Below are 16,371 nucleotides of genomic sequence, written 5' to 3'. Positions count from 1 at the left end.
GCTGCCCGATCAGAGTTTTGAATCAGACAGAAGGCGGCGCTTTTCGGCCATTGCCTCACGGCGGCGTCTTTCAATGCCAAGCTTGAAGGACTCTTCAACAAAGTCGATGTGGTCATACGCAGCCTTTTCCGCGCGTGTTTCGTCGCCTGCGATGACCGCCATTCCAAGTTCGCGATGCTGCTCCATCAGCAGCTTGCCCGTGCCGTCGATGGTCTTTAGAAAATCACGATTGTAGAACACGCCTTGCCGTGTGAGCTCGTAGATAGACGCCATCATGTGGATGAGTGTCGCGTTTTGGCTGGCGTCCACAATTGCCGCGTGCAGCGCAAAATCCGCCTCACGCGATGCAAGCGCGTCTTTCTCGCGCCATGCGCGTTCATCCTCGGCCAAGATATTCGTGATCCGTTCCTTATCCGCTTTGGTCGCCCGCCGCGCGGCGAGCTTAGCGGCAAAGCCTTCCTGTTCGCGCCTGTATTCGAGATAGTCAAAAAAAGCGGGCTCATGGCGTTCGTAAAGCGCCAACAAGGCAGGGAGCATGGCGCTGCCTGTCAACGCAGCTACGAAAGTGCCTTCACCATGCTGTGTCGTCACCAGGCCTCGTTCTTCAAGAACCGCCAGCGCCTCACGCAGTTTGGGGCGGGAGACGCGAAGGGTTTCCGCCAGATCGCGTTCCGATGGCAGTTTGCGACCCTGCTTGAGAATGCCCGAAGCAATCAGGTCTTCAATCTGAGCCACCACTGCATCCGAGAGTGATTCGTGCCCAATCGGTTCGAAAATCGCTGTCGTGTTCATCGTGGTTTACCCTTCTGAAGAAGTTTCAGAACCCCTTTGGTAAATAAAAGTAACCTTTGAGTGTGTGTTTTTCAATGCCTGATTTAGTGGGGAAACCTCTCGGATTATTTGGAGTGCAACTGGTTATCGTTAAACAAAAAAAGATCGAAACACTCGCCCAATCATCGTCGGCGGCGGCCCTCTTAAGTTTAGGCGTTCTGGATCTTCTCTAGGCAAATAGCAATCGAGCCATTGGTAAATAAAGTTGTTGACTGAAATGTTTGGTCAACTTTATTTACCAGTGTGGCGCAGGAAGATCTCGCGTCACAAATTCATCGGACGCCAAGTCCGACCGACCCTGGAGGAGATTTCATGAAAAAGACCCTGACGAGCCTTGCCGTGGCTGCCAGCCTGATGGCGGCACCTGCGATTGCTGCTGACAAACTGCTGCTGAAAACCCCGATTGCTTTCTCGACCGAGCTTCCAGGGTTGGGTTCCCCGATCCCTCGTGTTGCCGAGCAGCTTGACCTGATGTCTGGCGGTACGCTGAAGATGAAGGTTTACGAGCCGGGCAAATTGGTCCCGCCGTTCGAAATTCTGGATGCCGTGTCGACTGGCAAGATTAACTCGGGCTACACCACCGCTGGTTACTGGGCGGGTAAAATCCCGGCTGCGCCGCTGTTCTCGGCGGTTCCGTTTGGCCCTGAGGCGGGCGAATACATGGCGTGGCTGTATTACGGCAACGGAATGTCACTGTATCAAGAGATGTATGATCAGGCAGGATACAACGTTCATGTAATCCCCTGCGCGGTCATTGCCCCTGAAACGTCGGGCTGGTTCGCGACCGAGATCAACACCCCTGAAGATCTGAGTGGCCTCAAGATGCGCTTCTTCGGTCTGGGTGGAAAAGTCATGCAGAAACTGGGCGTGGCAACCTCGTTGCTGCCGGGCGGTGAGATTTTCCCCGCGCTTGAAAAAGGCGCCATCGACGCAACCGAGTTTTCGATGCCTGCCATCGACGCGCGTCTGGGCTTTCACAAACTGGTTAAGTTCAACTATTTCCCCGGTTGGCACCAGCAGGCGACCGTGTTCGAGCTGATGATCAACAAGGACGTCTGGAACGAAACCAGCGAGCAGCACAAGGCGATCATCGAAAACGCCTGTAAGGCTTCGATGGCTGACAGTTTTGCCGAAGGTGAGGCCATCCAGCATGCGGCCCTGATCGACAACGTTGAAAACAACGGCGTCACCATCAAGCAATGGTCGCCCGAGATGCTGGACACCTTCCGTGCCACCTGGGATGAGGTTGCTGCCGAAGAGGCCGCCAACGATGCCTTCTTTGCCAAGGTTCTGTCCGACATGAACGAGTTCCGCGACGGCTATGTCCTGTGGAAAACCAATGCGTTCCTCCCCCGTCAGTAACCCGACTTGCTGACGCGTCCGGGGCAGGGGCAACTCTGCCTCGGACATTATCAGGATTTCAAACCTGCATTCCCTTGACCGCGCTAGCGCCGGTCAACTGAGCGAGGATTACCCATGGCCACGCAAAAGAACCTCAATGATCCGGTCGAAGCCTATGAAGGCATCCTGGAGCACCCCGAAACTGACCGCCAAAAAATGGCCGTTGCTATTGATACTGGTGTAAAAACCGTCGGGCATGTGGTGATGTGGGCCAATGTCCTGTTGATGGCCGCGATCTTCAGCCAGGTTTCGCTGCGCTATCTGTTCAGCCAGAACTATCCCAAACTGGACGAGATCCAGTGGCACTTTTACGGCATCGTCACGATGATCGGCATATCCTATGCCTTGATCACAGACAGCCACGTGCGCGTTGACGTTCTGCACATGCAACTGTCCCGTCGCGCGCAGCGTGTGATCGAAGTGATCGGCATTCTGACTCTGCTGACCCCGTTCATCTATCTGATGATCGATCAAGGATATGATTACTTCTACGAGAGCTTCCGCGTCAGCGAGCGCTCGGACAGCCCCACAGGTCTGCCTGCGCGCTGGGCCTTCAAGGCGGTCATTCCGATCAGTTTTGTTCTGCTGGGCTTGGCCGCGCTGGCGCGATTGATCCATGACGGGCATGCGCTGATGTACGGGCCCGCCTCGGAGCGCGAGGGCGCACCCCTGCGCCGAATCCTTCTGGTGCTGGCCGTATTTGCCGCGGTCTGTATTGGCCTGACCTTCCTGGTTGAAACGACTGAGGAAAAACTGGTCATCGCAATGTTCCTGACATTCATTGCGCTGCTTTTTACAGGATACCCGGTGGCTTGGGTTCTGGCCGGTGTCGGCGTTGCCTATTGTGGGCTGGCCTATCTGTTCGACAACGATCTGATGCTGTGGACAGGGTTGGAAAGCACCTTTACGGGACTCGACTATCTGACCTTGGGCGCTGTGGTGAACCGGGTCTACGCGACCATGTCCAACGCGGTTCTGGTTGCGCTGCCGATGTTCATCTTTATGGGGCTGATGCTGGACGAAAGCGGGGTAGCCGAACGTCTGATGTCGTCGATGCAGCGCCTGTTTGGCACCGTGCGTGGCGGTCTGGCGATCACGGTCACGCTGATCGGGATCATTCTGGCGGCTTCGACCGGCATCATCGGTGCGTCCGTGGTTCTGCTGGGTGTGCTGTCGCTGCCGTCAATGATGCAACAGAAGTACCAACCAACGTTGGCCGCAGGTGTGGTTTCAGCCTCAGGCACGCTGGGCATCCTGATCCCTCCGTCGATCATGCTGGTGATCATGGCTGACCAGATGGCATTGTCGGTAGGCGATCTGTTCATGGCCGCGGTCTTTCCAGGTGTCATCATTGGTGGCCTCTACCTGACTTACATCTTTATCCTCGCTTTGGTGAAACGCGATGCGGCACCAGTGCCCGAGGGTGCAAAAGCCCCCGATTGGGCCGCCGTCAAGGACGTGCTGTTTGCCGTCATCCCAACCCTGTTGTTGATCCTTGCAGTACTGGGTTCGATCTTTGCCGGGCTGACGACGCCAACCGAGGCTTCGGGCATTGGTGCGTTGGGTGCAACACTGCTTGCGCTGGGCTATCGCAAGCTGACATTCGCCAAACTGTGGAATGTGCTGGTGTCGACCTTCAACACGACCGCCTACATCTTCGCGATCTTCCTGGGCGCGACCGTGTTTTCGTATGTCCTACGAGAACTGGGCGGAGATGAGTTGATCGAACACGTGGTGCAGTCCACTGGCTTTGGGGCCAATGGAACGATCCTCTTCATCCTGTTCATCGTATTCCTGCTGGGTTTTGTTCTGGACTGGATCGAAATCACGCTGATTGTGCTGCCGCTGATGCGCCCCATCGTGAACGGTCTGGGCATCGATATTCCCGGATTTGGAGTACTGGATGAACCGGCGCTTGTGTGGTTCGTGATCCTGGTGGCAGTTACGCTGCAGACCAGCTTCCTAACCCCACCCGTTGGTTTTGCCTTGTTCTATCTCAAGGGCGTCTGCCCGCCCGAGATCAAACTGACGCATATCTACAAGGGCATCATCCCCTTTGTCCTGCTGCAATTGACCGGACTGGCTCTTGTCTTCCTGTGGCCCACACTTGCCACCTGGTTGCCATCCGTCGCCTATTAAGGAGGAAGAGTCATGCGTCTGAAGGACTGTCATAACTTTCAGGATTTCCGCAGATTGGCCAAGCGCCGCCTGCCGGGGCCGATCTTCAACTATATTGACGGCGGCGCGGATGATGAGGTGACTTACCGCGAAAACACACGGACGTTTGATCGGTGTGATCTGCTGCCATCGGTCCTGCGTGGGGTGACGGACGTGGACATGTCGGTCACCGTGATGGGGCAAAAGCTGGATATGCCGATTTATTGCTCGCCGACGGCTTTGCAGCGCCTTTTCCACCATCAAGGGGAACGTGCTGTGGCAGCGGCCGCCGAGAAATATGGCACCATGTTCGGTGTGTCGTCGCTGGGCACCGTGTCCATGGAAGAATTGCGCCAGAAGCATAAGAACCCGCAGGTCTATCAGTTCTACTTTCACAAGGATCGCGGCCTGAACTCTGCCATGATGCAGCGCGCCAAAGAGGCTGGCGTCGAGGTCATGATGCTGACCGTCGACAGCATCACCGGCGGCAATCGCGAACGGGACCTGCGCACAGGCTTTTCAATCCCGTTTCGCCTGACTTTGGGCGGCATGATCCAGTTTGCGATCAAGCCGATGTGGGGCATCAACTATGTCACGCATGAAAGATTCCGCCTGCCGCAATTGGACGAACATGTGGATATGGGCGGCGGCGCCAGTTCGATCGGTGGCTACTTCACTGACATGTTGGACCCGTCGATGGACTGGGATGATGTGGCCGAGATGGTGCGTGAGTGGGATGGCCAGTTCTGCCTCAAAGGTATCATGACAGTCGAGGACGCACGCCGCGCGGCTGAGATCGGGTGTACCGGCATCATCCTGTCGAACCACGGCGGTCGCCAGTTGGACGGCTCGCGTACGCCGTTTGATCAGTTGGCCGAGATTGTGGATGCCGTCGGCGACAAGCTGGACGTGATGATGGACAGCGGAATTCAGCGCGGAACCCATGTGCTCAAGGCGCTATCGCTTGGGGCCAAGGCGGTTGGGGTAGGGCGGCACTATCTGTATCCATTGGCTGCCGCTGGTCAGCCGGGCGTCGAACGGGCGCTGGGATTGATGCGGGCCGAGATCGAGCGCGACATGAAGCTGATGGGCGTAACGCGGCTCGACCAACTGTCGCGCACCAACCTGCGCTTCCGGGACACAGCGACCAGCCCTGGCGATGTACATCGGAACGCGGCGTGATCAACGAAGCCCTCATAACCAATTTTCGCGCCATCGTCGGCGCCCGTAATATGCTAAAAGGCGAACGCGCGACCGAGCGGTTCCGCCGGGGATTCAGATCGGGTGAGGGCAAGGCACTCTGCGTCGTACGACCCGGCGCTTTGCTGGAACTGTGGCACGTCCTGCAGGCCTGTGTCGCCGCCGACAAGATCGTCATCATGCAGGCGTCCAATACTGGCCTGACCGAAGGGTCTACACCCAAAGGCGGTTACGACCGTGACGTTGTGCTGATTAATGTCAGTCGGATGAAAGCCCTGCACCTTTTGCAGGACGGTCAGCAGGTTCTTAGCCTGCCGGGCGCGTCTCTTTTTGAGTTGGAGAAGCAGCTAAGGCCACTGGGGCGAACACCGCATTCGGTAATCGGGTCCTCCAGCATTGGGGCTTCGATCGTGGGTGGAGTTTGCAACAATTCCGGCGGTTCCTTGTGCGAGCGTGGACCTAGTTATACAGAGCTTGCCCTTTTCGCCCAGATCGCCGCGGATGGGACGCTGAAACTGGTGAACCATCTGGGACTGGATTTGGGCGACACTCCAGAGGAAATCCTGACCCGTGTTGAAGCCGGGGATTTCGACAAGGATTCCCCGACACCTCAGGGTCGCAATGCGTCGGACCCGGATTACACTGCGATCCTGCGCGATGTCGATGCGGACACGCCCTCGCGTTACAACAATGACGAACGGCTGTTGTACGAAGTGTCCGGCTGTGCGGGCAAACTGGCGGTATTCGCAGTGCGGCTTGATACCTTCCCGACCTATGAGCGTGAGCAGGTCTTTTACATCGGTACAAACGACCCTGCTGACCTTACCGACCTACGTCGCCACATCCTGACGCATTTCAAAACACTGCCAGTTTCAGCCGAATACGTTCATCGCGAGTGTTTCGACATCGCAGCGAAATACGGTAAGGACACTCTGGTTATGATCGACAAGCTGGGGACCGACCGGCTGCCGATGTTCTTTGCTATGAAGGGCGCGGTGGACTCGCGTCTGAACAAGTTTTCGTTGACCCGGGGTTTCACCGACAAGTTCATGCAGGTTGTTGCAAAGCTTTGGCCCGAGCATCTGCCGGAGTTCCTGTATGAGTATCGTGACAGGTATGAACACCACCTCATCTTGAAAGTGCATGACAGCGGTATCGAAGAGGCGGCGGTGTTTCTTCCCGAATTCTTTGGTTCCCGCAGCGCCGAATTTGTCACCTGCACCCCGCGTGACGCCAAGATCGCCGGGTTGCATCGATTTGCTGCTGCGGGTGCCGCTGTGCGGTATGGCCATGTCCATTCCGACGAAGTCGAAGAGATACTGGCGCTGGATATCGCGCTGCGTCGCAATGATCGTGATTGGTTCGAAACGCTGCCGCCTGAGATCACCGATCAGTTGGTTGGCAAAGTCTATTACGGCCACTTGATGTGCCACGTGATGCACCAGGATTACATCATCAAAAAGGGATGCGATCCAAGGGCGATCAAGACTGCGATGCTTCGAATACTTGATGAGCGCGGGGCCGAATATCCGGCCGAGCACAATGTCGGCCACCTCTACAAGGCCAAGCCGGATCTCGCGGCGCATTACAGGCGCTGCGATCCAACTAATTCCTTTAACCCCGGGATCGGTAAAATGTCGAAGTTCCGGGATTACGTTGGTGACAAGCCCCGGTGACCGTGGTCGCAATCGCGTGCCGTCCTTTGCGTGTTGACCGTGAGCGGTTGCATAAACACTCCGATAACTCTCTGTAAGAAAATAATTTTAAGATTAAAATTTCAAGTAGTTTAATATTAAACCTTTCCTAAAACGCATAGCCGCTATTCCGCTCAGGCCTATCCGGTGGTAAAAAATTACGCTACGTAACACTGCAAGTTAGGTCAAAGTCACTGACTAATTGGAGGGATTAGAGATGACACGAACTGCACTTGTAACCGGTGGTAGCCGGGGTATCGGCGAAGCGATTTCCAGAAAGTTGAAAGCTGAAGGATATACTGTTGCCGCGACCTATGCCGGCAATGACGAAAAGGCGGCTGCTTTTACCGCCGAGACCGGCATCAAAACCTATAAATGGAATGTCGCAGATTACGAAGCCTCGGCCGCTGGGATCGCGCAGGTCGAGGCCGAGATTGGATCGATCGATATTGTGGTCGCCAACGCCGGGATTACCCGCGACGCGCCGTTCCACAAGATGACGCCCCAGCAGTGGAAAGATGTCATAGACACCAACCTGACCGGCGTTTTCAACACCATCCACCCAATCTGGCCCGGTATGCGCGAGCGTAAGTTCGGCCGTGTCATTGTCATCAGTTCTATCAACGGCCAGAAAGGCCAGTTTGCGCAAGCCAACTATGCCGCCACCAAGGCAGGTGATCTGGGAATCGTCAAATCTCTGGCACAGGAAGGCGCGCGCGCAGGCATTACCGCAAACGCTATCTGCCCCGGTTATATCGCCACTGAGATGGTCATGGCCGTGCCTGAAAAGGTCCGCGAGGCCATTATCGGCCAAATCCCGGCGGGACGGCTGGGCGAACCCGAGGAAATCGCCCGCTGTGTGGCCTTCTTGGCCTCGGATGACGCCGGGTTTGTCAACGGCTCAACGATTTCTGTCAACGGCGCACAATTCTTCGTCTGACACTCCTCGGGACACAGTTTGAGAAAGGAACCTGCCCAATGAAAGACCTCGAACCCGATATCGACCCGGTAGAAAGTCAGGAATGGCAGGACGCCATTGAAGACGTGATTGAACGAGACGGTGCGAACCGTGCGCATTTCCTGTTGGACAAGGCCGTGCAGAAGGCCCGCGCCGCCGGGGCGACGCTGCCGTTTTCGGCTACAACGCCCTATCAGAATACCATCCCGGTCGATGATCAGTACGCCTTTCCCGGCGATCCTGAGATGGAGTGGCGGATCCGTACGATCAACCGCTGGAACGCCATGGCTACCGTGGTTCGGCGCAACAAAGTCAGCAGCGAATATGGCGGCCACATTGCCTCCTTTGCCTCATCAGCTGTTATGTATGACGTGGGCCTGAACCACTTCTGGCGATCGAAATCGGCGATCCACGGTGGCGACCTGGTGTTTTTTCAAGGCCATGTGATCCCCGGCATCTATGCCCGGTCCTTCATGGAAGGGCGCATCACTGAAGAGCAGCTGGAAAACTTCCGCTCCGAGGTCGATGGCGGCGGGCTGTCCAGCTATCCGCACCCGTGGTTGATGCCGGATTACTGGCAGTTCCCGACGGTCTCGATGGGCTTGGGTCCACTGATGGCGATCTATCAGGCGCGGTTCATGAAATACATGCACAACCGGGGTCATATCGACATGGCCGACCGTAAAGTGTGGTGCTTCCTCGGCGATGGCGAGATGGACGAACCCGAAAGCCGGGGTGCAATTGACCTGGCCGTGCGAGAAGGCCTGGATAACCTGATCTTCGTGATCAACTGCAACCTGCAACGGCTCGATGGTCCGGTTCGCGGCAACGGCAAGATCGTGCAAGAACTTGAGGGCGACTTCCGCGGTGCGGGCTGGAACGTGATCAAGCTGCTTTGGGGTAAGGGCTGGGATCAACTGCTGGAAAAAGATACGAGCGGGCGGTTGCGTCAGTTGATGGATGAAACCGTCGATGGCGACTACCAAACGTTCAAGTCGAAAGACGGTGCTTATATCCGCGAACATTTCTTTGGGAAATACCCGGAAACCGCTGCTTTGGTCGAAGACTGGACCGACGATCAGATCTGGGCATTGCGCCGGGGCGGACATGACCCAGAAAAAGTCTATACCGCATTCAAGCGCGCGACCGAGAACGAGGGCACGCCGACCTGCCTGCTGGTGAAAACCGTCAAGGGCTACGGCATGGGCTCGGCCGGTGAGGGGCAGAACACCACCCACCAGCAAAAGAAACTGGCCGAAGATCAGTTGCGTGCGTTCCGTGATCGGTTCCAGATCCCGGTCAGCGACGAAGACCTGCCCAACGCGCCGTTTGTGTCGTTGAACAACGCGCAAAAAGCTTATCTTGCCGACCGGCGCAAGGCTTTGGGCGGTGAGTTCCCCAAACGCGACAGTAGTGCACCAGCGCTGGAAATCCCCGCGCTTTCCAAGTTCGAAGCTCAACTGAAGGGCACCGGTGATCGTGAGATTTCGACCACAATGGCCTTTGTCCGCATCCTGACTACGCTGCTGCGTGACAAGGGAATGGGCAAGAACGTGGTTCCGATCGTGCCGGACGAAAGCCGGACCTTTGGGATGGAGGGGCTGTTCCGCTCGGTCGGGATCTACAACCCGTCGGGTCAAAACTATACCCCTGAAGATGCTGATCAGATGATGTTCTATAAGGAAACGACCAACGGTCAGGTCCTGCAGGAAGGCATCAACGAGGCTGGCGCCATGGCCGATTGGATTGCGGCAGCGACTGCCTATTCCAATCACGGCGTACCGATGATCCCTTTCTTCATCTACTACTCGATGTTTGGCTTCCAGCGCATCGGTGATCTGGCCTGGGCGGCTGGTGATAGTCGTGCGCGGGGCTTCATGCTAGGCGGTACAGCTGGTCGGACGACGCTGAACGGTGAAGGTCTTCAACACGAGGATGGCCACAGCCACATTCTTGCGGGCACTATCCCGAACTGCATCACCTACGATCCGACCTTCAGCTATGAGGTCGCGGTGATCATCCAGAACGGTCTGCAGCGCATGTATGGCGATCAGGAAGATATCTATTTCTACCTGACCCTGATGAACGAAAACTATACGCACCCCGATATGCCGATGGGTGCGGAAGACGGGATCATCAAGGGGCTGTACCGGTTCCAGGAAACCAAGAAGCCGGGCAAGAAGCACGTCAACCTGATGGGCTCGGGCACCATTCTGGTGCAGGCGATGAAAGCGGCGGAATTGCTGAAGAAGGATTTCGGCGTGACGTCTGATATCTGGTCGGCCACCTCCTTCAACGAATTGGCCCGTGACGGACAGGATGCGGCACGCGCCAACCGTCTGGACCCGCTGGCAGAGGAACGCGTGCCTTACGTGACCGAACAGCTTTCAAAGGCCAAAGGTCCGATCATTGCAGCCACTGACTACATGAAGAACTACGCCGAGCAGATCCGCGCCTTTGTGCCGGGCCGCTATTCGGTGCTGGGCACGGACGGTTATGGCCGTTCGGACAGCCGGGTGAACTTGCGCCGGTTCTTCGAGGTCGATGCCAATCATATCGCGGCGGCGGCAATGGTCGATCTGTATCGCGAAGGTGCGGTGACCAAGGCCGAGCTCGAGAAGGCGCTCAAGACATATGAAATCGACGGCGACAAGCCGAACCCCCGGTTGGTTTAAGGCCACGGGGCACGAGGAGACGTAGAAATGGCAATCGAAGTAACAGTCCCGGATATCGGGGATTTTGCGGATGTCCCGGTGATCGGCATCCTGGTCTCGGTCGGTGATACCGTCGCAGCCGAGGACCCCCTGATCGAATTGGAAAGCGACAAGGCCACGATGGAGGTTCCGTCCCCTGCCGCGGGTGTCGTCAAGGAAATCAAAGTGTCCGAGGGCGACAACGTTTCCGAAGGCGCGCTGATCCTGCTGCTGGAAGGCGAGGGGGCACCTACCGCCGCGGCCGAGGCCGCGCCCACGGTCGCACCGGCACCTGCGGCTGCCCCCGCACCAGCCACCCCGGCGGCGCCGGTGATGGACCAAGGGTTCGGCAAGGCCCATGCCTCGCCATCGGTGCGCGCCTTTGCCCGTCAGCTGGACATTGACCTGTCCAAGGTCAACGGCTCGGGCCGCAAGGGTCGTATCCTGCGCGAGGACGTCACCAAGTTCCTCAAATCCACGACTGCGACTGCTCCGGCTGCTGCAGGTGCATCGGGTGGCATGGGTATCCCGCCGATCCCGGCTGTCGATTTCTCAAAGTTCGGCCCGGTCGAAGACGTGGAAATGCCTCGGATCAAAAAGCTGTCTGGCCCCGCATTGCATCGGTCATGGCTCAACATTCCACATGTCACCCATAATGATGAGGCCGACATCACCGAGCTGGACAAATACCGCAAGGAAATGGACACGATGGCCAAGGAAGAAGGCTATCGCGTCACATTGCTGAGCTTTGTGGTCAAGGCCTCGGTCAATGCGCTGAAACAGCATTGGGAGTTCAACTCGTCGATCCACCCCGACGGCGACAAGCTGATCCGCAAATCTTACTACAATATAGGCTTTGCTGCAGACACGCCGAACGGCCTGGTTGTTCCGGTCATCAAAGATGCGGATCGTAAGGGCATTGTCGAGATCTCCAAGGATCTGATGGAGTTGTCAGGCAAGGCGCGTGCAGGTGAGCTGAAATCGAACGACATGCAGGGCGCGACGTTCACGATCTCGTCGCTGGGCGGTATCGGTGGCACCCATTTCACTCCGATCGTCAACGCGCCCGAGGTGGCCATTCTGGGCCTGACCCGGTCGAAGATGGCTCCGGTCTGGAATGGTGAAGAATTCGTGCCGCGCCTGATGCAGCCCTTGTCGCTCAGCTATGACCACCGTGCCGTTGATGGCGCCTTGGCTGCACGCTTTTGCGTCACGCTCAAGACGCTGTTGGGTGACATGCGCAAGTTGATGTGGTGAGGAGAGATCAGATGGACGTCAAAGTACCCGATATCGGTGATTTCTCCGATGTGCCCGTGCTCAGCATTCTTGTCTCGGTTGGTGATACCGTCGTCGCCGAAGACCCGCTGATCGAACTGGAATCCGACAAGGCCACGATGGAGGTTCCGTCCCCCGCCGATGGCAAGGTCGTCTCGATTGCCGTTGCCGAAGGAGATAATGTCTCGGAAGGCGCGCTGATCCTGACACTGGAAGCCGCCGACAGCGCAACACCCGAGGCCGCGCCAGCAGAAGCACCCGCCGTACTGCAGGCTGTGGCCGCCACCGGCACTGCAGCCGGGCAGGGCGACGTACATGCCGAAGTGGTTGTGCTGGGCTCGGGCCCCGGTGGTTACACCGCAGCCTTCCGGGCCGCAGATCTGGGCAAAAAGGTTGTAATGATCGAGCGCAATCCGACGCTGGGCGGTGTCTGCCTGAACGTGGGCTGTATCCCTTCGAAGGCGTTGTTGCACGTGGCAAAGGTCATCACCGAGGCCGAAGAGATGGGCGCACATGGTGTCAGCTTTGGCAAGCCCAAGATTGACCTGGACGAATTGCGCGCCTTCAAAGACAGCGTTGTCGGCAAACTGACCGGCGGTTTGGACGGTTTGTCCAAGGGTCGCAAGGTTCAGATCGTGCGCGGCTACGGTCGCTTCTCGGGTCCGAACATGATCGAGGTCATGGGCGATGACGGAATGACAACGGTTTCCTTTGACCAATGCATCATTGCGGCGGGATCTGAACCGGTTGAGCTGCCCTTTCTCCCCCATGATGACGACCGCGTGATCGACTCGACCGGTGCGCTGGAACTGGCGGATGTTCCAAAGCGGATGCTGGTTTTGGGCGGCGGTATCATCGGTCTGGAGATGGCTTGCGTTTATGACGCGCTGGGCTCGGACATCACCGTGGTCGAGCTGATGGATCAGATTATCCCTGGTGCGGACAAGGATATCGTTAAACCTCTGATGACCCGCATCAAGGGCCGGTACGAAAACATCTTCCTCAAGACCAAGGTCACAGCGATTGAACCGCTAAAGAAGGGCCTCAAGGTCACGTTCGAGGATGACAAGGGCGACAGCTTCACCGACACGTTCGACAAGGTTCTGGTGGCCGTGGGACGCAAACCCAACGGCAAACTGATCGACGCCAAAAAAGCCGGAGTCGCGGTGGATGAGCGTGGGTTTATCGCCGTGGACAACCAAATGCGCACCGGCGTGCCGCATATCTTCGCCATCGGTGACTTGGTCGGCCAGCCGATGCTGGCGCACAAGGCCGTGCACGAAGGCAAGGTTGCAGCCGAGGTTGCCGCCGGTCACAAGCGGTTCTTCGACGCGAAACTGATCCCTTCGGTCGCCTATACCGACCCGGAAGTGGCTTGGTGCGGCCTGACTGAAACCGACGCCAAGGCCAAGGGGATCAAGGTCGAAAAAGGCGTGTTTCCGTGGGCCGCGTCGGGCAAATCTCTGTCCAATGGCCGATCCGAAGGCATCACCAAGCTGCTGTTCGATCCACAGGATCAGCGCATCGTTGGTGCCTGCATCGTCGGCACCAACGCCGGTGATCTGATCTCCGAGACTGCTCTGGCCATCGAAATGGGGGCGGACGCGGTCGATCTTGGTCACACGATCCACCCCCACCCGACGCTGAGCGAGACAGTGAACTTCGCGGCCGAGATGTTCGAGGGCACGATCACCGATCTCATCCCACCCAAGAAACGCAGCTAGGATCATGGCGACGAAGATAGGCACACCGAGAGTGACTTATGACGGTGAGAACTGTGTTGGGATGACGCCTGAGTCTGCGTCGCGGCTTCAGAAGTTGGGCTATGAATGTCTGATTGAGAAGGGTGCTGGTGCTGCGGCTGGATTTTCTGATGCGTCGTATGAGGCTGCAGGGGTTGAGGTCGTCAAGACGGCTGCGGCTCTGTGGAAGGCGGTCGACATTGTTGCCAAGATGCGTCAGCTAAACGAGGCCAGGGCACCGGGTGCTCGGGCATCAAAAACTCGCTGATCTTCAAAGAAAACACCCGCATGTTCTACGGCGACGCAAGGGCAAGCCTCGACAAACTCCTGCCATTGGTCGACTAAGCGGAGCGGTTTGGTCCAAGATGTCTTGTCACTTGAAAAAACTCCGTGCGCCTTTTGGAGTAGCGGATTGAGTTTTGGGGTCAATCTGTTCGGAATTTTGCCGAGGCGCAGCCGCCCCCGGTGGGAGGCCTAGCTGAAGAAGCGGTCGGGCAAGCAGGTGCCTGCGCGTGCGCCCGGCGATTCGGACCACTCCACCTTGGCGCCGGTGCCGGGGACCTATGTACAGGTTAAGGCAAGTATTTGATTTCAATGTGACTTGCAGAATTATGCCGCAGTGCAGCAAGAAAAATCTTGCAATGCTGCATTGCGGCATCCATATTGTCCTTAAGCTGATGAAAACCGGGGTGGGCTCGGTTCGGCAAAAGGATTTAGGACAATGGCAAAGACGCAAGACTTCACCGCGACCCTGAAAGACGTTATGGGCGCGTTCCCCGTTGACACCACCGCTCTGGAAGGTGCTTTCAAATCGACCGCGACGCTGAACGAAAAGCTGTCGGGTGTTGCACTGGAAGCGGCTGAAAAGTCGGCTGAGATCTCGAGCAAATGGACCAAGGACACCCTGGCCAAGCTGACCGAGATGTCGAAAGCCAAGGCAGAGCCTGCAGACTACGCCAAAGCGGCCACCGACTTCGCCAGCGCATCGGCTGAAGTTGCAGCTGAAAACATGGCGGCCTTCGCAGAGATCGCGAAAAAAGTTCAGTCCGAAACCGTTGAGCTGCTGATGGCGGCTGGCAAAGACGTAGCCGAAGACACAACCGCGGCTGTCAAAAAAGCCACCAACGACGTGACAGCAGCTGCCAAGAAAGCAACTGCCGCCAAGTAAGCAAACGCCGCGAGGCGCACCCACTCCTCCCAATCGGTGCTATCGCGCAGGGCAGGTCGAAAGACCTGCCCTTTCTTTGTTGGTGGAGCGTCTTATCGGGACGCGTCTTGACCACAGTGTGCCCTTGGTTGCGAAACGCCGTCCGGTGCAGTAAGCCACCTATTCAGTGTACACCGAGACCCATCCATGACCGCATCGTCAAACCCTGTTTTTAAGTGCCGGTCGGCTTCAACAGGCCTTGTCACCAAGGCCGCGAGGCTGTCGGTTGCACCCATGATGGATTGGACAGACCGGCATTGCCGATTTGTGCACCGACTGCTCAGCCAGCAGACACTTCTATACACGGAAATGGTAACCGCCCCGGCGTTGGTGCGAGGTGGCGCATTGCATTTGTTGGACTTCAGTTCGCAGGAACACCCCGTCGCGCTGCAATTGGGCGGTTCTGACTCAGAGGAGCTGTCGCAGGCGGCCCAGCTGGGCGCGCAAGCGGGATATGATGAGATCAACCTGAACTGCGGCTGTCCTTCGGATCGGGTGCAATCGGGTACATTCGGGGCCGTCCTGATGAAAGATCCTGCCCGTGTTGCTGATTGCGTTGCCGCGATGCGCGATGCTGTTGATGTCGAGGTGACGGTCAAATGCCGTATTGGGGTCGATGATCAGGATCCGGAACGGGTCTTGCCTGAATTCCTGCAGGCCATTCATGCGGCCGGATGCCGTCGCGTAACAATCCACGCGCGCAAAGCATGGCTGCAAGGGCTTAGCCCAAAGGAAAACAGGGATATACCGCCTTTGGACTACGACCTTGTGCATCGGATGAAAAATGCGTTCCCGGACCTGCACGTCTCGATCAATGGCGGAATCACGTCTCTGGAACAAGCAAAGACGCAACTGGACGCCGGGCTGGACGGTGTCATGATTGGCCGCGCGGCCTATCACCAACCCACGGATATTCTGGCCCAGGCGGATGCCATGATCTTCGGCAGCGGGCAGGTAGCTGATCCGATTGATGTCGTTCACAAAATGGTGCCCTATGTCGAAAACCACCTTGCCGAGGGCGGCCGCCTGCACCAGATCACGCGTCATATGCTGGGCCTGTTTGCCGGACGTCCCGGTGCGCGTGCGTGGAGGCGGGCTTTGTCCGAGGGTGCGGTTCACGATGGGGCAGGCCCCGAGGTGATGCTGCAGGCGCTGGACAGCATCGCGCCTTTGGCAGAGGTTTGACAGCTACAGGATACGGCCAGTTGGCCGG

The 16,371-nt window shown here is 57.4% G+C and carries 11 protein-coding genes and 1 pseudogene; 11 read left to right on the top strand and 1 reads right to left on the bottom strand.

Going from position 1 to position 16,371, the window contains the following annotated elements:
• Positions 1-9: 9 nt before the first annotated feature.
• On the bottom strand, positions 10-792 hold the full coding sequence (locus AC2FIO_RS08485; RefSeq protein ID WP_496696917.1) for a FadR/GntR family transcriptional regulator: 783 nt from the start codon (positions 790-792) through the stop codon (positions 10-12).
• 351 nt (positions 793-1,143) lie between these two features.
• Between AC2FIO_RS08485 and AC2FIO_RS08480 the strand changes: the two genes are divergently transcribed.
• The 11 genes and pseudogenes from AC2FIO_RS08480 to dusA all read left to right on the top strand — a co-directional run bounded on the left by AC2FIO_RS08480 (position 1,144) and on the right by dusA (position 16,343).
• Positions 1,144-2,193: a TRAP transporter substrate-binding protein gene (locus AC2FIO_RS08480; RefSeq protein ID WP_496696915.1), complete on the top strand. Its 1,050-nt coding sequence runs from the start codon at positions 1,144-1,146 to the stop codon at positions 2,191-2,193.
• 114 nt (positions 2,194-2,307) lie between these two features.
• On the top strand, positions 2,308-4,371 hold the full coding sequence (locus AC2FIO_RS08475) for a TRAP transporter large permease subunit (protein ID WP_496696913.1): 2,064 nt from the start codon (positions 2,308-2,310) through the stop codon (positions 4,369-4,371).
• Between the two features lie 12 nt (positions 4,372-4,383).
• The gene (locus tag AC2FIO_RS08470; protein WP_282154214.1) at positions 4,384-5,571 is read left to right on the top strand and encodes an alpha-hydroxy acid oxidase; all 1,188 of its coding nucleotides are present in this window, start codon (positions 4,384-4,386) and stop codon (positions 5,569-5,571) included.
• Positions 5,568-7,265 carry a D-lactate dehydrogenase gene (gene dld / locus AC2FIO_RS08465; protein ID WP_496696911.1) on the top strand — a complete coding sequence of 566 codons (1,698 nt, stop codon included), beginning with the start codon at positions 5,568-5,570 and terminating at the stop codon, positions 7,263-7,265. The genes AC2FIO_RS08470 and dld overlap by 4 nt, the downstream gene beginning before the upstream one ends.
• Before the next feature lie 235 nt (positions 7,266-7,500).
• Positions 7,501-8,223: an acetoacetyl-CoA reductase gene (phbB, locus tag AC2FIO_RS08460; RefSeq protein WP_472724058.1), complete on the top strand. Its 723-nt coding sequence runs from the start codon at positions 7,501-7,503 to the stop codon at positions 8,221-8,223.
• Between the two features lie 38 nt (positions 8,224-8,261).
• Complete coding sequence (aceE, locus tag AC2FIO_RS08455) at positions 8,262-10,916, top strand: pyruvate dehydrogenase (acetyl-transferring), homodimeric type (protein ID WP_496696909.1); 2,655 nt, start codon at positions 8,262-8,264, stop codon at positions 10,914-10,916.
• A gap of 27 nt (positions 10,917-10,943) precedes the next feature.
• Positions 10,944-12,191, top strand: a complete 1,248-nt coding sequence (aceF, locus tag AC2FIO_RS08450; RefSeq protein ID WP_282169292.1) for a dihydrolipoyllysine-residue acetyltransferase — start codon at positions 10,944-10,946, stop codon at positions 12,189-12,191.
• Positions 12,192-12,202: 11 nt separating this feature from the next.
• Positions 12,203-13,933 carry a dihydrolipoyl dehydrogenase gene (lpdA, locus tag AC2FIO_RS08445; protein WP_496696906.1) on the top strand — a complete coding sequence of 577 codons (1,731 nt, stop codon included), beginning with the start codon at positions 12,203-12,205 and terminating at the stop codon, positions 13,931-13,933.
• A 4-nt stretch (positions 13,934-13,937) separates the two neighbouring features.
• Positions 13,938-14,213, top strand: a pseudogene (locus AC2FIO_RS08440) (Re/Si-specific NAD(P)(+) transhydrogenase subunit alpha); the annotation flags it as partial.
• Between the two features lie 459 nt (positions 14,214-14,672).
• On the top strand, positions 14,673-15,119 hold the full coding sequence (locus tag AC2FIO_RS08435; protein WP_058275892.1) for a phasin family protein: 447 nt from the start codon (positions 14,673-14,675) through the stop codon (positions 15,117-15,119).
• A 186-nt stretch (positions 15,120-15,305) separates the two neighbouring features.
• Positions 15,306-16,343, top strand: a complete 1,038-nt coding sequence (gene dusA, locus AC2FIO_RS08430; protein ID WP_496696904.1) for a tRNA dihydrouridine(20/20a) synthase DusA — start codon at positions 15,306-15,308, stop codon at positions 16,341-16,343.
• The last annotated feature ends 28 nt before the right edge of the window (positions 16,344-16,371 follow it).

The sequence above is a fragment of the Ruegeria sp. CDSB086 genome (assembly GCF_059611065.1).
This window is presented reverse-complemented; position numbering and strand designations above follow the sequence as displayed.